Raw genomic sequence first — 22834 nt, 5'->3', positions numbered from 1 at the left:
CCTTCCCTTCGCGGCAACGGCCGCTTACGATTGTCGCCTCCACGGGGCCACGCCCCGGGCCGGCATAACGCCCTCAGGGTCCCCTCTCGCACTCCACCCAGTATCCCCTTCCTTCCCCATCCACACGAATAACTATATCACCGCGCTCATCGGTGCGATAAACGTCGCACCCCAGGCGGCGCAGGGCCTGCAGCGTCCCGGAGGCGGGATGGCCGTAGGGGTTGTCGGCTCCCACGCTGATGACGGCAACGGAGGGGCGCAGCAGGCGGAAGAACTCCTCACCCGTCTCCGCGTAGCCCCCGTGATGCGGCACCTTGAGCAGGTCGCAGGATAAGCTCCCGGGAGGGTTCCCGCGCATGAGGTTCTCCTCTCCCGCCTCCTCCACGTCGCCGGGCATCACCGCCTCCAGTCCCGGAAGGGATACCTTCAACACCAGCGAGCGGTCGTTGAGGGGAATTTCCGCGTCCGGGGGAGAGGGCGGTGCCATGGCCTCCAGCCTCACCTCCGCCAGCTCGAGGACCATGCCCTCCGACATGGGGCGCGTGGGCACCCCCATCTCCTCCGCCCGGGCAAGGAATCCCGCCTCCGCCGCCTCGCCATCCGCGAGGGGCGGGTGCAGGACCAGACCCACGCCGCACACCTTGAACGCCGCGCCCAGCCCGCCCGCGTGATCGGCCTCCGGGTGGCTCACGGCGATGACGTCAAGGTACCTTATGTCCCTCTCGCGCAACTCCTGCTCCAGCCTCCACTCGTCCTTCCCACCGTCCACCAGCACGGTGGCGCCCGACTCCGCCTGGATCAGGGCGGAATCCCCCTGTCCCACGTCGAAAAAGGTTATGCTGGCGCCGCCGGCCGCGGCGTGCAGGGGCAAATGCAGGTGCAGCCCCGCGAACAGGGCGAGCGAGACCAGCGCCACCAGCAGGACCCGTCCCCGACGCCTGATCTTTCCCTCCGCCAGGAAAGCCGCGAGAAGCGCTGGATAATAGAGGAGCATCCAGGCCGCGTTGAAGGAAAACAGGCGCACCATGGCCCAGCGCTGCCCGGCGACGACCCGCGCCACCAGCAGGGTCCACCTGGCAACGGGGTAAGCCGCCAGCATCAACAGGCGGGCCAGGGGCATCCATAACCAGGAGAACAGCGTCCCGAGCAGCGAGGCGCCCATGAGGAGGGGGAGGAGGGGGAGCACCAGGAGGTTGCTCAAGGGGGCCAGGAGGGACACCTCACCGAAGGAGTGGAGCAACACCGGCGCCACCGCGAGCTGCGCGGCCAGGGTAGTGGCCAACACCGCCGCAAGCGGGGATCCGCCCGATGCCACCAAGCCTCCAAGGGGCCGGAAGAGAAGCACCACGCCCAGGGCGGCCGCGAAGGAGAGCTGGAAACTGGTGGAGGTCGCGATGTTGGAGTCCCGCAGGAAAAGCACAAGCGCGGCCGACCCCATGGCGGAGAGAGAATCGTAATCCCGTCCCAGCAGAAAAGATGCCCCCGCCGTGAGTGCCAGAAGCGAAGCCCGCAACACGGGGACGGACAAGCCGGTGGCCAGGGCATAGGTCAGTAGCAGGGGCAGGGTAAGGAAGAAGGCGCCCCTCCTTGAGGCGGAGAGCTTCCTCCATGCCCACAGAAGCCCCGCCACCAGCATGCCCACGTGCAGGCCCGATGCGGCGCAGACGTGGATGAGTCCCGAGGCGCGCAGGGAAAGGAGGTCGCGCGAGCCGAGGCCGTGGTAGTCCCCGAGCACCATGCCCCTTGCCAGGGCGGCTTCCCCCTCCGGGAGGGAGACCGTTACCTCCCCCACCCGCCCCCGGAAGGCCAGGGCCGCGCGCAGGAGTAGGCTCGCACGCGTTCCCCTGCGCTCCACCGACTGCGCCCAAAGGGTCCCCGATATCCCTCCACTGACGGTGTCGAAGATCCTCAGGTAGCCATGCGCCTCCACCACGTCTCCCCAGCGCGGCGCCTCCGCACCCTGATCCGGGAGGTGAAAGAGGTAGCGCTCCCCCTCGCGGGCGAGGGCGCTTTCCCCGCTTTCCTCCACCCGCAGCACCATGACCTCTCCGCTGGAGGAACCACGATTGCCCACCTCAACGTGCCCGGTCAGGGTGACGTAACCCGATTTCCCGCGCCTGCCGTCCAGCCTCGAGCGGTCGCGGAACCCTACCGCCACCCCCACGTGCACCAGGAGGAGCGCGAGGAGGAGGAAACAAAGGGTCTTGCCATGCAGCCGCGCCACCGCGGCCAGGAGGAGCATAATAACGGATGGTAATAATATCCAGATGAAGTCAATGCCGCCCGCATTGCCCACCGCTCCCCCCAGTATGAGCGCGGAGGCGAGCACCAGGAGCCTGGCGCGGTAGAAAAGTTCCCGAGGCGTGCACGTCCCCCGCATCTCCCCCGTTCCCCAGCCACATGTAAAAAGAAAAAGCCGCTCTCGCCGCCGGAGAAAGCGCCCGCGCGCTTCCCTCCTAGATCTCCACCAGGTCCCTGAGCTCGGCGAATTTCTTTTCGCCGATGCCCGATACCTTCTTCAAGTCCTCGACGCTCCTGAAACCGCCGTTGTTCTCGCGGTAGGAGACTATGCGCTCCGCCAGGGTCGGGCCGATGCCGGGAAGTTTTTCCAGCTCGTCCGCGTCCGCCGTGTTGATGTTCACCTTGCCGCTCGACTTGCCTCCCTCGCCCTGGGTCGACCCCCCGTTCTCTCCCTTGCGGGGAACGCTTATCTTCTGGCCGTCCTGCACCGGTTGGGCGAGGTTCAGCGCGTCGAGGTCGGCTTCCGGGAGCGGCCCTCCCGCCCCCTCCACGGCATCCAGCACCCGGGCCCCTTCCTGCAGCCGCACCACGCCCGGCCGTGCCACTGCCCCCGCCACGTGCACGGTCAGGACGCGGGGTTCCGCGGCCGCTTCCTCCCCCGCCACGTGCAGCTCGCCACGTGGCCGCGGCGCGGGGCGCAGGAGGAAAAAGCCCCCCGCCAGCACGCCCACCGCCAGCACGGCGATGAAGGCGAGCTGCCAGTGGGGCAGCGCGGACAGCCTGTCAAGGAGATCTGCGATCTTCTCCAGCATGCTCTGAAGTGCTTTCGATACGGTCTGCGGAAAATGGGTGAACCCTCAGCCGGTGACGATGTTCACCAGCTTCCCGGGGACGACGATGATCTTGGTGACCTGCCTGCCCTCGAGGTGGCTCTGAACCCGCATGGAGGCCAGGGCGACGCGTTTCATCTCCTCGCTGGGCATGTCCGCGTCCACCTCGATGCGGTCCCTCACCTTCCCGTCCACCTGGGCCACCAGCGTGATGCGCTCGGACCTGGCCAGCCGGGGATCGTACTCCGGCCACGGTTGCGTGTGCACGCTGAACTCCCCTCCCAGTTCCTGCCAGAGCTCCTCGGCGATGAAGGGGGCGAAGGGCGCCAGGAGCAGCACCAGGGAGCGGATGGCCTCGTGACCCTCGAAGGTGTTGAAGGCGTCGGGTGATTCCTCTATCTCCCTGTAGAGGCCGTTGGTGAACTCCATGATGGCGGCTATTGCCGTGTTGAAGGCGAAGCGCTCTATGTCCTCGGTGACCTTCTTGATGGTGCGGTGGGTGAGGTGGGAGAGGCGCTTGAGCACCTGGGCATCCTCCGGGACGGGCTGCGTCTTGAAGGTGAGCACGTCAAGGTAACGATACACCAGCCTCCAGACGCGGTGCAGGAAGCGATGGGCTCCCTCGATCCCCGCATCGCTCCATTCCTTGTCCGCCTCGGGGGGACCCAGGAAGAGGATGAAGAGCCGCAGGGTGTCCGCGCCGTACTTCTCGATGAACTCCTCCGGGGTGATCACGTTGCCCTTGGACTTGCTCATCTTGGCCCCGCCCAGGACCACCATGCCCTGGCACAGCAGGTTGCTGAAGGGCTCGTCGAAATCCACCAGCCCCAGGTCCTTGAGGACCTTGGTGAAGAAGCGCGAGTAGAGCAAGTGCATGATGGCGTGCTCCACGCCCCCGATGTACTGGTCGACGGGCAGCCAGTAGCGCACCGCCTCGGGGTCGAAGGGCCGTTCTTTCTCCCGCGGGCTCGCGTAACGGATATAGTACCAGGAGGAATCGACAAAGGTATCCATGGTGTCCGTCTCCCTCTCCGCGGCTCCCCCGCAGCGAGGACAGACGGTGTTCCTGAACTCCTGCGAGCGCTCGAGTGGAGAGGGGCCCTCGAAGATGAACTGCACGTCCTCCGGCAGGAGCACGGGAAGGTCCTCCTCGGGCACGGGGACCGTGCCGCAGCGCCCGCAGTAGACGATGGGGATGGGGACCCCCCAGTAGCGCTGGCGCGAGATGAGCCAGTCGCGCAGCCGGTAGTTCACGGTCCTTCTCCCCCATCCCTTTTCCTCCAGGAGATCGGGCACCCCGCGCACCCTGCCTTCCTCGCTGTCCCACCCCTCGAAGGGGCCGGAGTTCACCATGGTGCCGGGATCCACGTAGGCCTCCTCCATCTCGTCGGGATGCAGCTCCCCTCCCGGAGGCTGGATGACCACGCGGACGGGAAGGCCGTACTTGCGCGCGAACTCGAAGTCCCTCTGGTCGTGGGCGGGCACCGCCATCACCGCTCCCGTCCCGTATTCCATGAGCACGAAATTGGCGGTCCACACGGGCACCTCCTCCCCGTTCACGGGGTTGACGACGTGCGCCCCGATGAAGACGCCGTCCTTCTCGCTCTCCAGGGAGGTGCGCTCGATGGCGGAGACGCCGCGCAGCCTCTCGCGGAAGGCGGCCACCTCCGCCTCGTAGGGAGTCCCCCGCGTGAGCTCGTCCACCAGGGGATGCTCCGGCGCCAGCAAAAAGAAGGTGACCCCCCACAGCGTGTCGGGCCTGGTGGTGAAGATGGGTATCTCCCGGCCGCTTTCCTTCAGGCGGAAGACCACCTCGCATCCCTCGGAACGCCCGATCCAGTTGCGCTGCATGGCGAGCACGTTCTCCGGCCAGCCCGAGAGCTGCTCCATGTCGGCCAGGAGCCGCTCCGCGTACTCCGTGATGCGGAAGAACCACTGCGAGAGGGCCTTCTGCTCCACCAGGGTGTCGCAACGCTCGCAGCGCCCGGATACCACCTGTTCGTTGGCAAGCACGGTGCGGCAGCTCGGGCACCAGTTGGCCCAGGCCAGCGCCTTGTAGGCCAACCCCTTCTCGTAGAACTTCAGGAAAAACCACTGCGTCCAGCGGTAGTATTCCGGGTCACAGGTGGCCAGCTCGCGGTCCCAGTCGTAGGAATAGCCGAGGCGCCGCAGGCCCTCCTTGAGGAGGGCGATGTTGTCCCAGGTGTACCTGGCGGGATGGACGCCCGAGCGGATGGCGGCGTTCTCCGCGGGAAGCCCGAAACCGTCCCAGCCCATGGGATGAAGGACGTTGACGCCGCACCGGCGCAGGTAACGCGCAAGCACGTCGCCGAGGTTGTAGTTGGCCACGTGGCCCATGTGCGCCGGACCGGAGGGGTAGGGGAACATCACCAGGACATACTTCTTCTCCCTTCCCGGCTCCTCCACGGCGCCGTAGAGGTCGCTTTCCTCCCAGCGCTTCACCCACTTCTCCTCCAGGCGGGCGAAGTCGTATCTCTCCTCCATGCTCACCTCTCGCCGCAGTCTGTCTCGTCAAACCTTTACAGCCCCCAACGCCCCGATCGCCTCCCGTGCCGCCGCGGGCCGTCTAAACGATACGTTAATTTATGCGGCGGACCGGCGCAAGCGGTTGCGCGCCTGCTCCCTTCCCGCGCGCCGCCATTATAGTACAGTTATATATCTTGTGCAATATATCACATGTACGGGAAATGGGCCCCGTGCGTGTTTTCCCGCCGCCGTCAGGCGCCTCCCGCCGCCTGCCCGCCACCGTCATCCCCGGGCAGCTCCCCGCCGTCGTAGACCACAATATCGGCGACCTCGAGGGGTGTCTTTCCTTTACCATATATCCCCAGCAGGCGGGCGGCCTCGGCGAGGTCGCCGGGACTGGGGGAAGCCCCGCGCGGGAAGGTCCTCAAGAGGGCGGTGGGGCCGGGCCTATCCCTTTCCCTGCACAGGACGTCGCTCGGTAGGGCCGTCTCCTGCAGGAGCAGGTTCTCCTCGTGCCTGCGCCCCAGCACCAGCAACGTCTTCCCTCTCCACACCTGCCGACCCAGCTTGATCAGCTCCACGTCCCGGCGGTCGCACTCCGGGACCCTGCCCAGGAGCTCCCGGAGGCGGGAGCTGAAGCCGGGGTCGGTGAGCAGGCAGCCCCCTGCGGGCGTCTCGTACTCCCGTATCCCCCAGGCCTCGGCCAGCTCCATCTGGCGGCGGCGCGAGCGCCCGCTGATATCCAGCATTTCCTCCCGCCGCACCCAGCCCTCCCGTTCCGGCAGCGTCTCGGGAAGGAGGCGCGCCGATAGGGGGCGCAGCAGGAGCTCCCCCGCTCCCGAGGCGCTCGCCACCAGGTCGAGCGCTCTGCGGTTCTGCGATTTCGGCCTCTCACCCAAGACCTCGCCCGTGGCTATGAAGTGGGCTTCGAGCTCCCGCAGCATCGCGAGGGCCTGCGCCACCATGAGGGCGTGGCAGTCGATGCAGGGGTTGAGGTTCCTCCCGTATCCGAAGCGGGGCGCCTTCACCACCTCCAGGTGCGGCCCGGTGATATCCCTGACCACCAGGGGAAGGCCGAGGTATGCCGCGGCCTTCTCCGCCTTCGCGCTCCCGAAAAAGGGGCTGGTGAAGGCGATGCCGACCACCTCGACGCCGCAACGCCGCAACAGCTCCGCGGCGAGCATGGAGTCCAGTCCCCCGGAAAGAAGCACCAGGGCCCTGCGGCCGCCGCGTCCCGCTCCACTCTCGCCCATGTCCTCGGCACCTCCAGCACTTCACCGGCGACCGGCGGTCTTACCCGCTCGCTCCTCATTGGATGCGCCGCGCAGGCCGGCCCCGCCGTCCGCGGCGTTCCCGCCTTATCCGCGTCGCCCCCGATCGTCGCCCCTAATTATCGCCTTTTGGCCGCGCATGGTCGATAGCGGGTAAGCGATGGTAAGATGGCATCATGGACGATGAGATCCACCTGGTCGATAACGTCGATTACAGGGACCTTTTCTCGCGGTCCCTCACCCTGGTGGGAAAGGGCGCGTCCATCCGGAACTCCCTGGAATCATGCGCGCGGGAGAGGTATCCCCTTGCCTACAGGGACGTCCTGGACGAGGCGCAGTGCATTCTCGAAAGGCTGAAGGAGGAGAGGGGATGGGGCACGCTGCGCGCCCTGCGCGAGCTGGCGGAAGACGGTGAGCTGGTCGAGGCCCTGCGCGCCAGGAGGGTCACCCCTTCCGGCCCGAACCGGGGCGGCACGGGCCGATCGGAGGTCATCGCCAACTTCCCGCGTGTCTTCTCCCTCGCACAACGCAAGCGCCAGGCCGGCTTCTCGCTCGAGGACGCAATTGACATGGCGGTGCGGGAACTCTACCCGCAGACCCACCGCAAGGTAAGGGAGGCGGCCCTTGCCCACGTGCGGCAGGCGGCGCGCAGGCTACGGGTGCACGAGCTGCGCGCCCTGCGTGAGCTGGCGGAAGACCCGGAGCTGTTCCGCGAGCTCTGCGAGGGAGGATGGGAATGACCGCGGTGGAGCCGCGGCAAGGACGCGGCGGCTCCTTCCCGCCCCCCGGGATTCTCACTCGTGGTCGTCTATCTTCTGTATCAGCTGCAGGAGGAAATCGACGTGACGCGCCCGCTCCTCCAGCCTCTCCTCGTACGAACGGTCGAGCACCCTCCTTATGGCCTGAACCAGCTCACGCGGATCGAAGGGCTTGGTCACGTACTCGTCCGCCCCCCGCCTCCATCCCTCGAAGATGTCCCTGTCTTCCGTCCTCGCCGTGAGCATGATCACGGGAAGCCTCTCCGTCTTCACATCCCCCCGCAGCCTGGCCAGGACCTCGAAGCCGTCCATGCCCGGCATCATGATATCCAGGAGGACGACGTCGGGGGGGTCGCCGTTTATGCTTTCCAGGGCTTCCTTTCCGGAAAGAGCCTTGCGAGTCTCGTACCCCTCGAACTCGAGAACGGTGGCGAGGAGGTTTACCATGGTCGCGTCGTCGTCTACGATAAGGACCTTCTCCGCCATACGGCCAACCTCCAAAAGACAGATTCCTCACGGTTATTTCTCGTCCGCAACCTCCCCCCGGCTTTAGCGTCACCTCCGGCGGATCTCCCGGCCCGGCATCGTTCCGGGTAACCACCGCGGTCCGCATCCACTCCGCCCACGGTCACGGGACACCTCGCGGGCTTCCGGCAAAGGACGGTTACGGCCTTCCTCCCCGCCCGCCCGATTCTTCCATCCTGTGTTAACCTAATGTGGTCAGGGATAACGCGAGGGAAGGGGTACGAGTATGATCGCACTGCTTTTCGCCACGCCGAAGGAGGCCTCCATCGTCTCGCCTCCGCTCCCCGAGCCGGTTTCCTGCGACTCCCCGCGACACATGCGGCTGCAGCGGAGCGAGTTCGCGGGCGAGGAGGTAATCGTGCTCACATGCGGCGTGGGCAAGGTGGCGGCCGCCGCGGGGACCATGCTCCTCCTGGAAAGGTACCGGCCGTGGGTCCTGCTGGTCTGCGGCACCGCGGGAGCGCTTACTCCCCGTACCGGGGCCGGCGATCTTGTGCTGTCCACCGCGCTGCTGCCCGGTGACGTGGGAGTGGCGCACTCCGGCGGCTTCGGGAACACGGGCCCGGGAGTCTACGAGGAGGGGCGCGTGGCCTTTTCCCCCACCTTCACCTCCCCGCATTGGCTGCTCGAGCTCGCGGCGGACGCCGCCCGGGCGGCGGGCCTTCCCTTTCACCTGGGTCCGGTCCTCACCTGCGACCAGGTGGTCCTTGACCCGGAACTGCGCTCCCATCTTGGGGAAGTCTTCCAGGCGCTGGCCGTGGAGATGGAGGGAGCCGCAGCCGCCCAGGTGGCCATGCAGGCCGATGTGCCCTGCATGGCCGTCCGCGCCATCAGCGACGAGCTGGGACACGATTTCGTGGGCATGGAAAAGCTCCTCCGCTACCGGGGCCAGTCCCGGCGTAACCTCTGGGAGAAACGTTTCCACCTATCGGTCAGCGACCCCGGGGTCATCTCACGGGCGCAGGAGCTGCTGCGGGGCAGGGACCTGGCGCTGGCCAACCTGGGGCGTTTCCTGGAGACGTTCCTCCCCCTGCTCTGCGGCCGCGGTCCCGAAGACACGGATGCGGTAAGCACGCATGCGGATACATGAACGTCCCGGGGGTCACGCGTGTTAGGGGGTCGCAACGCGATTATCTTCCGGAAAACATGCCTGTAGGTGCGCCCCGAAACGCGCGGGGTGGAAAACGCGGCGGCCGACCCTTTTCCCGTGCAGTTCCGCGGCCGCGCGATACGGGCGTCCGATAACGCTCCGGCCGACAACCCGCGCGCTCCCGCAGGCAGCCGCCCGTGACGTCGGCGCCCCCGGCGTGGCTACTCCTCTCCGCCATCCACGGCATCGCAAAGCGGAACGGTGAAGTAGAAGGTGCTCCCCTCGCCCGGCGAGGAGTCCGCCCACACGCGACCGCCCCACCCTTCCACCAGCCGCTTCACGGTGGAAAGGCCTATGCCCAGTCCCGGTTCCCCCCGGTTGGAGAGACGGCGGAAGGGCTGAAAGACCTCCTCCAGGTCCCCCTCGTCGATGCCAACCCCGTTATCATGGAAGGAGAAACACGCCATCCCGCCCTCCGGGCGCCATCCCACCGCGATGCGCGGATGCGGGTTGTCCCCTCCGTATTTCAGGGCGTTGTCGAGGAGGTTGGCGAAGACCTGCTGCAGCCGGTCGGGGTTAGTCCTTACGCGCGGGAGGTCCCCGGCGACCTCCACCTTCACCCCTCCCCTTTCCAGGTCGAGCGACCTCTCCGCCAAAACCTCCCCCAGCACCTCCCCGGCATCGGCCGTTTCTTCGCCGCCCGCTGTCCCCGCCCGCGCGTAATCCAGGAGGGATCTGGTCATGCGCCGCATGCGCTCCGCCGCCTTCTCAATGCTCTGCAGGTATGCCATCCCCTCCTCTCCCAGGGATTCGTGGCCCTTCTCCTGCAGCAGTTCCACGTAACCCTGGATGACCACCAGGGGGGCCGTAAGGTCGTGGGAGATGGTGTGGGCATAGGCCTCCAACTCGCGGTTCTTCTCGTGCAGCTGCCTCGTGCGCCGCTCCACCGCCTCCTCCAGATCGCGGGCATGGGCGGCGATCTCGCCCCGGAGCCTTCTCTGGCGGCGGCTCAAAGCGGCCACCGCCGCGCCCACCGTCAGGAAGGAGGCGGAGCGTGCCAGGTCCGGCCACAGGGCTTCCTCCACCCCGCCGAGAAGGTGGGTCACCACCAGGGCCAGCGTGAGGATGAGGGCGACGGCGTATCCCCTCCAGTCCCACCACATGGCGCCGAGCACGATGGGAACGTAGAAAAAATGGGTGAACACGATATCGCTGCGCCGCAGGAAATGGAACCAGTAGAGGAGGAAAAAGCATACGGCGCACAGGGCAGACACAAGCGGGAGGCGCAGCCTTCTTCCAACGATCTGCCCGAAAGCGGCCGTCTTGCGGGCGGCGTTCTTTTCCAAAAGCCCATTCCCCTCATGCGCGCATGGACGGGTTACCTGCGGGAGGATTTCCCGCGCGGCCGGCGCCTTTCGTCCCCCTCCCCGTGCCGTGCTTCCCCGTGCGGCCTTGCTTGCGCCCGAGGTCAACTGCGTCGCGCGGGAGCCGCTACACAATATTTGTACGCGAGGAAAGGGCTCCGTTTCAAGTGCCGCCCCACTTCGCGCATCCCCGATCCGCGATCACGACCCGTACGCGAGTGCGGACCTCGTTTCAAGTGCCGCCGGCATGATATCCGCACGAGAGGGAGAGCGGGACACGCTACCATCACAACCGCCCACGCGAGACCCTTAAAGCGGCTGCCGTGACGCGCGCAACGCCCCCCGGGCGGTCCCTTGCCCGGCAGCCCCATCGCCCCGGCCGGGGGCGCCGGGGCGCCTAGCGCTTCCCGGGCGCCTTCTTCGCCGTGACCTTCGTCGCCTTCTTCCCGGCCGTCCGCGCCTTTCCCGCCGCGGGCCCCTTCACGCTCCCCCGGCCGACCCCAACCGTCCGCGGGCAGCGCTCCAGGAGCCAGGACGCCACCCGCGGCGCCAGCTCCTTCTGGGAACGCGAGCTCACGTAGATGCCGATATGTCCTCCGGGAAAGCTGTACAGGGTCTTGTCCTCGCTCCCCACCAGGTCGTTCAACGGGAGGGAGCAGGCGGGCGGCACCAGGTGGTCCTCGGTGGCGTAGATGTTCAGCAGCGGCATGGTTACCCTCTTCAGGTCCACGCGCCTGCCGCCGATCTCCAGCTCGCCCCTAACCAGCTTGTTCTCCTGGTAGAGGTCCTTCAGGAACTTGCGGTACGCCTCCCCCGCCTGTGCGGGGCTGTCGAAGATCCACTTCTCCATGCGCACGAAGTTTGCCACCGTGGCCGGGTCGTCCAGGTTGTCCATGAGGCCCACGTACTTGTCCACCATGAGCTGGAAGGGCTTGAGCATGAGAAAGCCCACGTTCATGAACTCGCCCGGGATGATGCCCATCGTGTCCACCATGTTGTCGATGTTCATGTACCTGCTCCACACGTTGAGTAGGCCGTCCGTGGTGTGGAAATCTATGGGGGTGACCATGGTGATGAGGTTGCGTATCTTCTCCGGGTAGAGGGCTGAATAGATGACGGTGAAGGTGCCTCCCTGGCACACCCCCAGCAGGTTTATCTTCTCGCACCCCGTGCGCTCGCGCACGAAGTCCACGCAGTCGTTCAGGTAGACGTCGATGTAATCGTCCAGTGTGACGTAGCGGTCACCGTGGTCCGGGTATCCCCAGTCGATGATGTAGATGTCCAGCCCCTGGCCCAGCAGGTTGCGGATGAGGCTGCGGTCCGACTGCAGGTCCATCATGTACTGGCGGTTTACCAGTGCATAGCAGATGAGCAGGGGCACCTCGCAGCGCACCTCGCCTCCCGGCAGGTAATGGAAGAGCTGCAGCTTGTCCTCCTCGAAGACCTTCTCCTTGGGGGTGGGCTCCACGTCCACCTCGGGGATGGAGGTGAGTATCTCGGCGCCCTTCACCAGCTTGCGGTTCACCTCCTCAAGCTCGCTCAGGAAAAAACTGGGATCGAGGAATTCCCGGAACATGATCATCCCTCCCCCGCGGCGGGCTTTTCCCCGCCCTTCAACCCGCCCAACTCCCTCTTCAGGAGCCTCACCTCGCGCTTCAGCCGGTCCACCGTCCTGTAGAGATAATCCATCTCCGTGCGGTTGGGGAAGGGCAGCTCCTTGGTGGCTTCCTCCACGTAAGCCCGGAAGGCGGCCCGGAACTGCATGCCCTTGTCCACCAGCTGGCCCAGGAGGCGCGCGAACTCCTCGCTGCGGAAGAGCTCCACGTAGATGTCCTCGTTGGTCTGCCACCATAGGCGGTAAAAGTCGCGGAAGGACATGGGTTCGCCCCCGCCCTTGCCTTCCATGTCCGCCAGGCGTTCCTGCAGCTTCTCGAAGCCCATGGCCCCCGCCCCCTGCAGGTAGGCGTAGAACTGCGCGAGCACGATGCCGAACTCGTTGAGGGAATCCATGGTCTTGGTATATTTCTCCATGGATTCCCGGTAGTAGCCCATAACGGGAGCCCGCAGCAGGCGGCCGAAGCTCTCCTCGTAGGCCCTTCTCCACTCCTCGTACACCTCCACCGCCTCCCGCGGCGAGGGTTGTTTCATGTTCACACCCCTCGACGCCATGCGCTGCGCGAAACCCGCCCAGGGCGCCCAGAGGTGCAGCATGAAGCCCCCGGCCGTGAGGGGTATATCCCCGCTGTAAAGCTCGGCGATCCACCGCAACTGCTCCGGCAGGGCGGGGGCGAACACCTCGTTCACGATCTCGCGGTACCTCTCCCCCCACCTCGCGAGCAGGTCGCGCACGGCCTCGGGGTCGTAAGCGCCGCCCTCGCCCGCCGCCTTGCGGTAGTCCTCGTACATCTGTATCCAGAGCGAATGGAGACGGGAATAGACCTCGGCGCCGTGGAACATCCTGGCAAAGGTCTCCGGTCCCACCCCCGACGCGGGCGGGACGAACCTGTCCACCATGTCCCGCATGTTATCCATCCAGCGCCGGTATATGGAGAGGGCGTCCTGCGCCGAACCCTCTCCGCCCCCTTCGCCGGCGCCGGGCCGGCCGGAGAACCAGCCGGATAGCGCAGCTCCCCAGCTCTCCATCCACGCCCGGTAGGCCTCAGCCTGCATCTTCTGCCACCTGCCCCAGGCATCCGTCCAGTCGAACGGCGCGGGACCCTTCTCTTCCATCTTCTCCTCCTCACCCCCGACCCGGGACCGACACCGGCGCGGGACGCCGGTCACTGCTCCTTCCCCAGGATCTCCTCCATCTTGCGCAAACCGTCCTCCAGGTTGCGCCGCACCTCTTCCCGCCCCTTGCGCAGGTTCTCCAGCCATTCGGCGAGGACCTTCTCGCCCTCCTTCTGCAGGTCCCCGCTCTGCTCGAGGAACATCCTCCACATCTTCTCCATCTGCTCCTGCAGGGAGGAGATGGTGTCGAAAGACATGCGCATGGCGGTACGCATCCCCTCCAGCATCATCTTTTGCATCATCTTGGGATCCATTTCTCCCCCTTTCCTCCGGCGGACAAAGCCGCTGACCACTCCATATATATTCGGCAGTAACCTCGGTTTGTTTAGACTCTTTCCCGGGCTTCACGGTCCCTGCGACATCCTTTAGATATGATTCCACCGCCCGGCCCGGCGCAAACACGAGCAAGCTGCACCCGGGAGCCCCTCTCCGCGCATCCGCCGGGCCCCGCTCCCGCCCCGCGTCATTCCCCGCTACCACCCCGCATCATGTATACTATGGCCCAAGCCGGGTCTATGACCCAGGCCGGGTTGCGAGGACGCATGAGAAGGGGTGAACGGACGATGGGAAAAAAGGGCGTGAGGGCGAGCGCTCTCTTTCTCCTTTGCGCGGCGCTCTCTATCTTCCTTCTTGCCGGCTGCGGAAGCGCATCGGATGATTCCTACGAGAGGGAGATCCACGAGCTGAGCGAGCGCCTCTCCGGGAAGCTGCAGGATGTCGTCGCGGGGATAGCCCGTGAGGACCACGCGGAAGAAGGAGAGCGGGCTGCAGAAGCATGGTCGCAGATGGCCGACCTGCTCGAGGAGGGCGCGCGGGAACTCTCGCACGTGAGGGTCCCTGCGGGACGCGAGGAGCTGCAATCCAGCCTGCTGGAACTCTTGCGCAACCTCTCCGGCGCCTGCCGCGAGGCGGCGGACGCCCTACTCCCCGCAAGCGGTGAACACGGCGAGGAAGCCGCGTCCGCGCACGGCGAGGAAAGCGACGGCGAGAATGCCGGGGAGGGCGCCGCGGAGCACGAGGGCGAAACGGAGGCCGACCACGGAGCGGCGCCGGAAACGGAGACACAGGTGCCGCCGCAGGAGAGCCACGGCCACTGACGCCCGTTCCGGCCACGATCCTCCCGTACGACCGTGCCGCGGGCTGAAAAGAGCGCGAGGCCTCCGCCGCTCGTGTCGTGACGGTCCCGGCGCGGCGGACCCGCTGTCGGCGACGCCGCGGCACGTCACAGGCGAGCGGCACCACCACCTGCCTCGTATTACTTAACGCACGCACGGAGGGCACCGGGGGCTGCAGGCCGTGCCTGTCGGAAACGTTCTCTCCCGCGGGGTATAATGTGGGCGGCAGTATCGACAGCGGAGGATGGAGGAAAGGGGTACAAGATGAACGAAGAGGACCTCTACCAGCAGCTCGCCACCCGCGTGCTCATGCCCCAGAGCAAGCTCATACCCGAGCTCTTCCGCATGATCGCCGACGAGGAGGAGGCGCGAACGCTTCTTGCCACCCCGGGTACGGCGGAGGAGCTGGCGCAGAAACTCGGGGTGGACGCGGGCGAGATGGAGGAAAGGCTTTCCGTCCTCTTCCGCAAGGGCCTGGTCTTCAAGTCGCAAAGACCGGAGGGCACCGTATATCGCATGTGCCGCGACATAGCGCAGTTCCACGACGCCTCCATCCTCTGGCCGGAGGCGCCAGAGGAGTATCACCGGCTCTGGAAGCGCTTCATGGCCGAGGAGTGGCCCGAATTCGCACGCATGGTCTCGCAGTTGCTGCCGAAGCCCTTCTCGCGCGTGATCACCGTGCAGCAGCCGGTGGATGCGCGCTCGCGCATCCTTGCCTTCGACGACGTGGAGGCGATCATACGCGGCGCCGGAAGGCTGGCGGTGACCAAGTGCACCTGCCGCCTCATCGACGGAAAGTGCGGCAAACCCGTCGAGGTATGCCTGCAGGTGGGGAAGGCGGCCGAGTATACCCTGGAGAGGGGCAGCGGCCGCGAGGTGGACGTGGATGAGGCGTTGCGCATCATCCGCGAGGCCGAGGAAGCCGGCCTGGTACACGTGACCATGAACCGGTCCAAGGATTTCCATTTCATATGCAACTGCTGCGACGACTGCTGCATGTCCTTCACCCTCATCTCGAAGGGCATAAACCTCTGCGATCCCAGCCGTTTCCAGGCGCAGGTGGACACGCAGAAATGCAGCGGTTGCGGTACCTGCCTGGAGCGCTGCTTCTTCGACGCCCTCTCGCTCGGCGGCGAGGAGGGGGCGCAGGTGAGCGTCGTGGACCCGGAGAAGTGCATGGGGTGCGGGCTGTGCATGGTCACCTGTCCCGAGGAGGCCATCTCGCTGGTGGCGGTTCGCGAGGAGGGCTTCGTCCCCCAGGGATGATGCCCCCATGGCACTCCCCGTTTCGTAGGCCGGGAAAGATAGAAAGAGGGGGCGGGATTCCCCGCCCCCTTCTCGTGCGTCCGTTTCGTGCTTACGGGTTGAGCCACACGGCGGCGTTGGTAAGGCAGTACTCGCCGCGCTCCTTGGTGGAGGCCCGCACGATGATCTTGTCGTCGGATTCCTTCCACATCTCGGTGACGATGGTCTCGCCCGGGAAGACGTGGCGGCTGAAGCGCACCTTGATGGCCTTGAACTTCTTGGGATCGTCGCCGCAGAACTCGCGCAGCACCGCCCGGCCGACGAAACCGAAGGTGCAGAGCCCGTGCAGGATGGGCTTATCGTACCCCGCCATGGCCGCGATGTTGGGATCGATGTGCAGCGGGTTGTAGTCGCCCGAGAGACGGTAGATCATCGCCTGCGTGGGCAGGGTGGCCTCCTCCACCACCTTGTCGGGCGCCCTGTCCGGAGGCTCGTTGCCGGGCTCGGGGCCGCGCTCGCCCCCAAAGCCGCCCTCACCGCGGATGAAGGTGCCGAACTTGTTGAAGAAGATCACCTCGCCGTTCTCGTCCACCGTGTCCACGTCCAGCTCGATGAGGGCTCCCTTGGTCTTGTCGTAGACGGCGGCGATCTTCGGCTTGGAGGTCAGGCTGCCCTGCACGGGGATGGGATGGCGCCGCACCTCCATGTACTGCTCCCCGTGGAGGAGCATGACCAGGTTGATGTCGATGCCCTCCACGCCCACCAGGCCCATGAGGGCCGGGAAAGGCGGTATGACGCCGAAGGTGGGCAGCACCTCGAGCCCGTTCTCGTAGACGAACTTCAGCTCCTCGGGCCGCAGGCCCGCTCCCACTCCCAGGGCGTAGAGGATGACGTCCCTGGTGGTGTAGTTGTAAGCGAGGGGCGGCAGCTCCTTTCCGATTACCGACAGGTCGATAGGCATGTTTTCAACCCCCTCTCTCTACGCTTGCCTTCACGCGCCACGCCCGCTTCGCGTCAGCCCAGGTTCATCTTGGCAAGGGCCTTGGCGGTCTGCTCGGCGGCGTTCTCGAAGGTGGTGCCGCCCTCCAGGGTGACGATCTTGTCGATGTTCTCGTCGATCATCTCGAGGGTGATGGGCTGCGAGATGTCGAAATAGACGCCCGGGCCCTCGATGAAGGCGGTGCGGCTGAAGTACCCGGCACCCGCGGTGAAGGTATAACCGGAGAAATTGCAGTTCTCGGAGCAGGCCCACACCACCATGGGGGCGACGTACTCGGGCTTCAGGATCTCGACGATGTTGGGAGGAAGCACGGTGGCCGTCATGCGCGTCCCGGCGATGGGGACGATGACGTTGGCCTTGATGTTGTACTTCGCACCCTCCTGCTTGAGGACGTGCGTGAGGCCTATGATGCCCATCTTGGCGGCGCCGTAGTTGGCCTGGCCGAAGTTCCCGTACACGCCGGCGGCGGAGGCGGCGGAAACGATGCGGCCGTAGTTGTTGTCCCTCATGTAGGGCCAGGCCGCCTTGCAGCAGTAGAAGGACCCGTTGAGGTGGACGGCCATGACCTTCTCGTAGTCCTCGAGCTCCATCTTCAGGAAGCTCTTGTCGCGCAGGATGCCGGCATTGTTGATGAGGATGTCGATGCGCCCATAGTTGTCGATGGCGGTCTTGATGATGTTCTGCGCGCTCTCCCAGTCCGCCACGCTGTCGAAGTTGGGCACGGCCTCCCCGCCGGCGTCCTTGATCTCCTGCACCACTTTCTCGGCGGCGGTGGTCCCCGAACCCGTGCCGTCCATGGCGCCGCCCAGGTCGTTGACCACCACCTTGCAGCCGCGGCTGGCAAGGAGCAGGGCATATTCCCTACCCAGGCCGCCGCCGGCCCCGGTCACTACTGCGACTCGATCGTCAAATCTTACCTCCGACATAAACCCTCTCCTTTCCTTACTGCGGGGGACGCGCCCCCTGGACCCCGACTTCGCACTCTCATGCACAGGCGTGCGTTAAACGCCCGGGCTAGCTCATCCCACCCGCTACCGCCATGCGGCAGAAATGGCTCCCTGTGAGCTCCATATGATTATATACCGCATGCCCTGCGGGCCACCAAGCGGCGTTCTTCACGGCTCGCCTCCCGGCTTGCACGGGCTCGGCCGTCGATGCCGCATAAATAATAACATATTTCCGCGGGGAACAATCTCCGCGCGGCCTTTTCTCCCCGACGGCGCCACGCGCACCGCCACGTGCTTTCGCCCCCGACTTGCCATGCATGCAGACTTGGAAGCGGGGGCCCTCCGCCGCCGTTCTGCGCGGCCCGGTTACCCGCACCCGGCAGATGCATCATAATAGGGGGTGAGGAACAGAGACGGCAACGGTGAGGTGAGGCACGTATGCGACCGGCTGGAGGCACCTTTCTCGGCACGTTCTTGTCGCTCTGCCTCTCCCTTCTCCTCGCCGCCGGCTGCGGCGGGGGCACGGGAGGCGAAGCGGTCCCGGTTGAGGGAGAGCCACGGGCGGCGGAGGCCAGGGCGATCCCCATGCAGACCCTGGCGCAGGGAACCGCAAGCGAGTACGGGCGTTTTGACCACCAGAACCAGGAGGACGAGGCCCCGGAATGCGTGGTCATCGGCGGGGACGAGGAGCTCCAGAACCTGCTCTACCTGGCGGGCCTGCAGCTGCCGGAGCGGGACGTGGACTTCGAGCGCTACCTGGTCCTGGCGGCAATGCAGGGGGCGAAGAACAGCGCCGGATACGCCATTTCCATAGCGCGCGCCGAGCAGCTCGGCGGCGAGGTGCGCGTGGAGGTCGAGGTGAGCGAGCCCGAGGAGGGGGCCTTCACGGCACAGGTCCTCACCAGCCCGTACCATCTCGTCCTGGTGGAGCGCGGCGCCTTCGACCCCCGCGGCGAGCTCGTCTTCGTCTTCACCGACAACCACGGCAGGACGCTCGCGAGGTCGAGCACGGAGGTCTGAGATACGGGTTTTGACCCTTGCACAGTGCGGTGGTTCAGCCCCCGTGACCGCCGCGAGGGCGAAGTTGCGCGAGGGAGAGGCTTGCGCCGTCACGGCCGGGCGCCGGCGCCGCGTCGCGCTTCGATGCGGAGCGTGTCCAGTCCGCCCCGCGTCGTGCCGACATAATAACCGGCGCCGACGGAGCGACGCGAAGTTGATGGGTCCATCCGGAAAGGAGAGGAGGTTTTCGAGATGTTGTGTCCCCGGTGTAACCAGGATAACCCGGAGAGTGCGGCGTTCTGCCGTTTCTGCGGACAGTCACTGAAGGACGCTTCCGCCTCTGCCGCGGCCGCGGCTCCCGCCGCATCCGCGCCGCCGCCGGCGGCAGCCGCGCCGTCGCCGTCCGCCGTTCGCCCCGAGCTCGCACCCACTTCCCTCGCGGCGCTGGTCAAGGAGTCCATGGAAGTGGAGAGCCCCAACGCCTTCAACCTGCAGAGCAAGAAACTGTTGCGCGTGAACATGGCCGCCTGCGGGGGGCAGGTGCTGGCCAAGGCCGGTTCCATGATCGCCTACCAGGGGCAGATAAGCTTCACGCGCCAGGGCAGCGGCGGTATTGACAAGTGGGTGAAGAAGGCCATTTCCGGCGAATCCTTCACCCTCATGCTGGCCCAGGGCACGGGAGACCTCTTCCTGGCAGACGCCGCCAACGACATCGTGCTCCTCTATCTCAACAACGAGTCCATCACCGTGGAGGCCCTCAACCTGCTGGCCTTCACCCCCAGCATCTCGTGGGACATCAAGATGATAAAAGGTGCCGCAGGGATGCTTTCGGGCGGTCTCTGGACCGTGGAACTGCAGGGCACAGGCTACCTCGCCCTCATCTCCAAGGGAGAGCCCATGACCCTCAGGGTCACCCCCGACCAACCCACCTTCACGGACCCCAACGCCACCATCGCCTGGTCGCAGAGCCTGAACCCAACCATACACATGGACGCCAACCTCACCAGCCTCAAGGGGATATTCGGCTCCACCCACGGCGAGCTCTTCCAGCTCGCCTTCCAGGGGGATGGCTACGTGGTGGTGCAGCCGAGCGAGGAAGCCCCCAAGACCAGCCTGCAGCAACCGAAGTCCGGGGGCAGCGGACCTGCGGGAGGCATCCTGGGAGGCCTGCTCAAGCAATAGGCCTCGAGAGGCCGCCCGCGCAGCGGGACGCCCATCGGGTCGGCGGGCGACGCCCCGGATTCCGTCCCGTCGCGCGTTATCCCGCGGTATCTCAAGGCGGCAAGGCGGGGCTCCCAGGGGGCGAGTCCCGGGGCCGGCGGGAAATCATCGCCGGAGGGAAACCGTCGCCGGAGGGAAACCGTCGCCGGCGGGAAAACCCTACCGTCGCCGTCGGGATATCCCCACTTGTTGTGCGTCATGGCGCAAACATAAAATGAGCTCATACAATTCTCGTGAGATAATTCGGCTGCGGCGCTTTCTCATGCGGCCAGGCAGGCCGTGACGCATCGCGGGCAGGCACATCCGCGCCCGCGCGGCGTGAAGGGAGGGAGAGGCATGGAGGATGCCATCAGGCTGGCCGGTGATATCCTGAACAGCCACCTCGAGGAATGGAGGCGGGCGGGAGGTCGCATCGTCGGCTATACCTGCGTGGCCACGCCGCGGGAGATCATGGACGCGGCGGGCATACTCCCCTACCGCATAAGGGCCCTGGGCAAGCCCGAGCGCGAGCTCGCCGACGCTTACCTCTCCCGCTTCAACTGCGGCTTCTGCCGCGCCTGCCTGCAACTGGGCCTCGACGGCACCTACGACTTCCTGGACGGCCTGGTGGAGAACAACGGCTGCGACCACCTGCGCGGCATGTTCGAAGACTGGCAGTACGCGAAGGATCCCGCGTTCTTCCATTACCTGCGGGTTCCCCACACGGTCAGCGAGGAGGCGCTGGAGTTCTTCGCGGAGGAGCTGGAGCTCTTCCGCGAGGCGCTGGGACGCCACTTCCAGGTCGATATAAGCGACGCTTCCCTCGCGGAGGCCATGGAGAGGAGCAACCGCACGCGGGAAAAGCTGCGCGAGCTCTTCTCCCTGCGCGAGGGGGAGAGGCCCGCCCTCACCGGCAGGCAGGCCATGGCCGTCATCCTCCTCGAGTCTTCCCTGCCGCCGGCGGTGTTCGAGGACTACCTGGCGCGATTCCTGGAAGAGAGCGAAAGGAACGAGGTCCGCGGCTACCGCGCCCGCCTCCTGCTGGCCGGCAGCGCCACGGACGAGCTGGCGCTGGTGGGGGAGATCGAGGACGTGGGGGGACTAGTGGTGAGCGACGCGCTCTGTTACGGCACCAGGGCTTTCTGGAACCTGCCGCGCCTCGCCGGCGACCCCATTCACGCGCTGGCCGAGGCCTACCTGAAGCACCTTCTCTGCCCCCGCATGTTCGACGACTACGCCACGCGCCTCGACTACGTGTTGCGTACGGCGAGGCGGGCGCGCGTGGACGGGGCGGTCCTGGTGCATAACAAGTTCTGCGACCTGCACGGCGTGGAGAACGTGCGCCTGCGCCTGGACCTGGAGGAGGCGGGGATACCCGTCCTGGTGCTGGAGAAGGAGTACGGGTCGGGCGCCGACCTGGGGCGCATACGCACGCGCATACAGGCCTTCCTGGAGAGGATAGGGGGATGAGAGAGATGGCCAAGGGTGGTCCCACGACGTCACGGAGGGGAGCGGAAGGGCTCTTCGAACGGGTGGAGAGCCTCGTGGAGGTGGCCATGCAGCTTCCCCGCGGCATGTCGGACGAGGAGGTGGAGGGGCTGCTCAGGGTGCTGCCCCCGGACACTTCCCGCTCCATGCGCGCCCTCCTCTGCCCGCGCTTCCGCGACGTGAGCCTGGACTTCATCGCGATGATCGGGGAATGGGTACAGGAGGTGCGGCGGGCGAAGTCCGAGGGGCGCAAGGTGGTCCTGGTGCCCTTCAACTTCCCTCCCGAGATAATCTACCTGTTCCGCAACGCCATCCCCCTCACCAGCGAGGTCATGACCACCCTGGGGGTCTCCGTGCTGGAGGGCCAGGGCGAGAGGTACTGGGACTATGCCATGGGCCTGGGGATCCCCGATTACCTCTGCTCCTCCTCCACCATAGAGCTGGGGTCCATCCTCACCGGGCGCGACTTCGAGCCGGACATCATCGTGCAGTCCGCGCCCGGCGCCTGCGACGCCAACTCCAAGATCCACGAGTTCGTCTCCCTCCACATGGGCATCCCCCAGGTCATCCTGGAAAAGCCCACCGAGGCCACCTCCCGGGGAAGGGAGCTGCACCGCCGCTACTTCATGGCCTTCATGCGCCGCCTGGAGGAGATGATCGGCGAGGAGCTGGACGAGGGGCGCATGCGCGAGGTGCTCGAGGAGGCCAACCGCGCCAGCGACCTCTACTACGAGCTCTACGACCTCAAGAAGTTCTCCCCCTGTCCCGTGCCCAACATCTTCTCCATTTTCACCTACGGCACCCGCTTCACGCGCTGGGGAAGGCCGCAGGCGGCGGAGATGATGCGCTCCATGGTGGAGCTGTCACGCCGCCGCCGCGAGGAGGGGGCATACCCGGCACCGGAGGAAGTGGCACGCTGCATGTGGCTTTACATCGGGTATTACTTCGACTTCCTCGGCTTCTTCAACTGGATGGAGGAACGCGGCATCACCTACCTCAACGACATCCTCTCCCTCTGCCAGCCACGCCACGTGGATACAACAAGCAAGGAGAGCATGCTCGCCGGGCTGGCGGAGGCCTCGTTCGAATATCCCATGACCAGGCAGATGGGCGCGGACTCCATGTCCCTCTCCTGGATAGAGGACATGTCCCATTTCATCCGCGACCTCAACGCCAACTGCGCCATCTACTCGGGACACCACGCCTGCAAGCAGACCTGGAGCATCGTCAACCAGGTGCGCAAGGAGATAACCCGGCGCACGGGCGCTCCCGTGCTGTGCCTGCAGGGGGACTCCTGGATACGGCGGATGACGCCCACAAGCGTGCTGCAGGAGGAGATATCCTCCTTCGTGGACAACGTGGTCACGCGGCGCAGGCGCGCGAGGGAAAGGCCGTGAAGGTGCGCTTCTTCGCGCCGTACGCCCTCATGACACGCCGTTCCGCGTGACGATAAAATGTAGGGGGGAGCTTTCGGCGAGAGCAAG

Annotated in this window: 19 protein-coding genes; 8 read left to right on the top strand and 11 right to left on the bottom strand. The window is 66.1% G+C overall.

Going from position 1 to position 22834, the window contains the following annotated elements:
- Positions 1–73: 73 nt before the first annotated feature.
- From H5T73_08705 to H5T73_08690, 4 genes are all read right to left on the bottom strand, one after another.
- Complete coding sequence (locus H5T73_08705; GenBank protein MBC7247845.1) at positions 74–2380, bottom strand: ComEC/Rec2 family competence protein; 2307 nt, start codon at positions 2378–2380, stop codon at positions 74–76.
- 76 nt (positions 2381–2456) lie between these two features.
- Complete coding sequence (locus tag H5T73_08700) at positions 2457–3053, bottom strand: helix-hairpin-helix domain-containing protein (protein MBC7247844.1); 597 nt, start codon at positions 3051–3053, stop codon at positions 2457–2459.
- A 45-nt stretch (positions 3054–3098) separates the two neighbouring features.
- Positions 3099–5576 carry a leucine--tRNA ligase gene (locus tag H5T73_08695; protein ID MBC7247843.1) on the bottom strand — a complete coding sequence of 826 codons (2478 nt, stop codon included), beginning with the start codon at positions 5574–5576 and terminating at the stop codon, positions 3099–3101.
- 233 nt (positions 5577–5809) lie between these two features.
- Entirely contained in the window at positions 5810–6811 is a 1002-nt protein-coding gene (locus H5T73_08690; protein MBC7247842.1) for a tRNA 4-thiouridine(8) synthase ThiI, read from the bottom strand.
- 194 nt (positions 6812–7005) lie between these two features.
- Here H5T73_08690 and H5T73_08685 point away from each other — a divergent pair, with 194 nt between their 5' ends.
- Complete coding sequence (locus H5T73_08685; GenBank protein ID MBC7247841.1) at positions 7006–7569, top strand: hypothetical protein; 564 nt, start codon at positions 7006–7008, stop codon at positions 7567–7569.
- A 54-nt stretch (positions 7570–7623) separates the two neighbouring features.
- On the opposite strand, the gene H5T73_08680 is transcribed toward H5T73_08685, so the two are convergent.
- Positions 7624–8073 (bottom strand): response regulator, encoded by a 450-nt coding sequence (locus tag H5T73_08680; protein ID MBC7247840.1) that lies wholly within the window; start codon positions 8071–8073, stop codon positions 7624–7626.
- A 265-nt stretch (positions 8074–8338) separates the two neighbouring features.
- Between H5T73_08680 and mtnN the strand changes: the two genes are divergently transcribed.
- Positions 8339–9202 carry a 5'-methylthioadenosine/S-adenosylhomocysteine nucleosidase gene (gene mtnN, locus H5T73_08675; protein ID MBC7247839.1) on the top strand — a complete coding sequence of 288 codons (864 nt, stop codon included), beginning with the start codon at positions 8339–8341 and terminating at the stop codon, positions 9200–9202.
- Positions 9203–9423: 221 nt separating this feature from the next.
- On the opposite strand, the gene H5T73_08670 is transcribed toward mtnN, so the two are convergent.
- The 4 genes from H5T73_08670 to H5T73_08655 form a co-directional block, all read right to left on the bottom strand.
- Positions 9424–10548 (bottom strand): HAMP domain-containing histidine kinase, encoded by a 1125-nt coding sequence (locus tag H5T73_08670; GenBank protein MBC7247838.1) that lies wholly within the window; start codon positions 10546–10548, stop codon positions 9424–9426.
- Positions 10549–10963: 415 nt separating this feature from the next.
- Entirely contained in the window at positions 10964–12142 is a 1179-nt protein-coding gene (gene phaC, locus H5T73_08665) for a class III poly(R)-hydroxyalkanoic acid synthase subunit PhaC (GenBank protein MBC7247837.1), read from the bottom strand.
- Positions 12143–12144: 2 nt separating this feature from the next.
- Positions 12145–13296 (bottom strand): hypothetical protein, encoded by a 1152-nt coding sequence (locus H5T73_08660; protein MBC7247836.1) that lies wholly within the window; start codon positions 13294–13296, stop codon positions 12145–12147.
- Between the two features lie 50 nt (positions 13297–13346).
- Positions 13347–13610 carry a hypothetical protein gene (locus H5T73_08655; protein MBC7247835.1) on the bottom strand — a complete coding sequence of 88 codons (264 nt, stop codon included), beginning with the start codon at positions 13608–13610 and terminating at the stop codon, positions 13347–13349.
- A 309-nt stretch (positions 13611–13919) separates the two neighbouring features.
- On the opposite strand from H5T73_08655, the gene H5T73_08650 reads away from it, so the two are divergent.
- Both H5T73_08650 and H5T73_08645 read left to right on the top strand, forming a co-directional pair.
- Entirely contained in the window at positions 13920–14453 is a 534-nt protein-coding gene (locus H5T73_08650; GenBank protein MBC7247834.1) for a hypothetical protein, read from the top strand.
- Positions 14454–14735: 282 nt separating this feature from the next.
- Positions 14736–15737 carry a 4Fe-4S binding protein gene (locus H5T73_08645; GenBank protein ID MBC7247833.1) on the top strand — a complete coding sequence of 334 codons (1002 nt, stop codon included), beginning with the start codon at positions 14736–14738 and terminating at the stop codon, positions 15735–15737.
- A gap of 91 nt (positions 15738–15828) precedes the next feature.
- On the opposite strand, the gene H5T73_08640 is transcribed toward H5T73_08645, so the two are convergent.
- On the bottom strand, positions 15829–16677 hold the full coding sequence (locus H5T73_08640; GenBank protein ID MBC7247832.1) for a MaoC family dehydratase N-terminal domain-containing protein: 849 nt from the start codon (positions 16675–16677) through the stop codon (positions 15829–15831).
- Positions 16678–16730: 53 nt separating this feature from the next.
- Positions 16731–17642, bottom strand: coding sequence for an SDR family oxidoreductase (locus H5T73_08635; protein MBC7247831.1), 912 nt, complete (start codon positions 17640–17642; stop codon positions 16731–16733).
- Positions 17643–18101: 459 nt separating this feature from the next.
- Between H5T73_08635 and H5T73_08630 the strand changes: the two genes are divergently transcribed.
- From H5T73_08630 to H5T73_08615, 4 genes are all read left to right on the top strand, one after another.
- Entirely contained in the window at positions 18102–18683 is a 582-nt protein-coding gene (locus H5T73_08630) for a protease complex subunit PrcB family protein (GenBank protein ID MBC7247830.1), read from the top strand.
- A gap of 438 nt (positions 18684–19121) precedes the next feature.
- The gene (locus tag H5T73_08625; protein MBC7247829.1) at positions 19122–19844 is read left to right on the top strand and encodes an AIM24 family protein; all 723 of its coding nucleotides are present in this window, start codon (positions 19122–19124) and stop codon (positions 19842–19844) included.
- Positions 19845–20219: 375 nt separating this feature from the next.
- Positions 20220–21332, top strand: coding sequence for a 2-hydroxyacyl-CoA dehydratase (locus H5T73_08620; GenBank protein ID MBC7247828.1), 1113 nt, complete (start codon positions 20220–20222; stop codon positions 21330–21332).
- On the top strand, positions 21329–22747 hold the full coding sequence (locus tag H5T73_08615) for a 2-hydroxyacyl-CoA dehydratase (protein MBC7247827.1): 1419 nt from the start codon (positions 21329–21331) through the stop codon (positions 22745–22747). The genes H5T73_08620 and H5T73_08615 overlap by 4 nt, the downstream gene beginning before the upstream one ends.
- The last annotated feature ends 87 nt before the right edge of the window (positions 22748–22834 follow it).

It is taken from the genome of Actinomycetota bacterium (assembly GCA_014360655.1).
Taxonomy (GTDB): Bacteria; Actinomycetota; Geothermincolia; order Geothermincolales; family RBG-13-55-18; genus JACIXC01.
Note: the sequence above shows the minus strand (reverse complement) of the source record. Positions and strands in the feature narration are given on the sequence as shown.

Excerpts from the sequence above, each read along its gene's own strand:
- H5T73_08705 (MBC7247845.1), bottom strand. The coding sequence starts at position 2,380 with ATGCGGGGGACGTGCACGCCTCGGGAACTTTTCTACCGCGCCAGGCTC.
- H5T73_08700 (MBC7247844.1), bottom strand. The coding sequence starts at position 3,053 with ATGCTGGAGAAGATCGCAGATCTCCTTGACAGGCTGTCCGCGCTGCCC.
- H5T73_08695 (MBC7247843.1), bottom strand. The coding sequence starts at position 5,576 with ATGGAGGAGAGATACGACTTCGCCCGCCTGGAGGAGAAGTGGGTGAAG.
- H5T73_08690 (MBC7247842.1), bottom strand. The coding sequence starts at position 6,811 with ATGGGCGAGAGTGGAGCGGGACGCGGCGGCCGCAGGGCCCTGGTGCTT.
- H5T73_08685 (MBC7247841.1), top strand. The coding sequence starts at position 7,006 with ATGGACGATGAGATCCACCTGGTCGATAACGTCGATTACAGGGACCTT.
- H5T73_08680 (MBC7247840.1), bottom strand. The coding sequence starts at position 8,073 with ATGGCGGAGAAGGTCCTTATCGTAGACGACGACGCGACCATGGTAAAC.
- mtnN (MBC7247839.1), top strand. The coding sequence starts at position 8,339 with ATGATCGCACTGCTTTTCGCCACGCCGAAGGAGGCCTCCATCGTCTCG.
- phaC (MBC7247837.1), bottom strand. The coding sequence starts at position 12,142 with ATGTTCCGGGAATTCCTCGATCCCAGTTTTTTCCTGAGCGAGCTTGAG.
- H5T73_08660 (MBC7247836.1), bottom strand. The coding sequence starts at position 13,296 with ATGGAAGAGAAGGGTCCCGCGCCGTTCGACTGGACGGATGCCTGGGGC.
- H5T73_08655 (MBC7247835.1), bottom strand. The coding sequence starts at position 13,610 with ATGGATCCCAAGATGATGCAAAAGATGATGCTGGAGGGGATGCGTACC.
- H5T73_08650 (MBC7247834.1), top strand. The coding sequence starts at position 13,920 with ATGGGAAAAAAGGGCGTGAGGGCGAGCGCTCTCTTTCTCCTTTGCGCG.
- H5T73_08645 (MBC7247833.1), top strand. The coding sequence starts at position 14,736 with ATGAACGAAGAGGACCTCTACCAGCAGCTCGCCACCCGCGTGCTCATG.
- H5T73_08640 (MBC7247832.1), bottom strand. The coding sequence starts at position 16,677 with ATGCCTATCGACCTGTCGGTAATCGGAAAGGAGCTGCCGCCCCTCGCT.
- H5T73_08635 (MBC7247831.1), bottom strand. The coding sequence starts at position 17,642 with ATGTCGGAGGTAAGATTTGACGATCGAGTCGCAGTAGTGACCGGGGCC.
- H5T73_08630 (MBC7247830.1), top strand. The coding sequence starts at position 18,102 with ATGCGACCGGCTGGAGGCACCTTTCTCGGCACGTTCTTGTCGCTCTGC.
- H5T73_08625 (MBC7247829.1), top strand. The coding sequence starts at position 19,122 with ATGGAAGTGGAGAGCCCCAACGCCTTCAACCTGCAGAGCAAGAAACTG.
- H5T73_08620 (MBC7247828.1), top strand. The coding sequence starts at position 20,220 with ATGGAGGATGCCATCAGGCTGGCCGGTGATATCCTGAACAGCCACCTC.
- H5T73_08615 (MBC7247827.1), top strand. The coding sequence starts at position 21,329 with ATGAGAGAGATGGCCAAGGGTGGTCCCACGACGTCACGGAGGGGAGCG.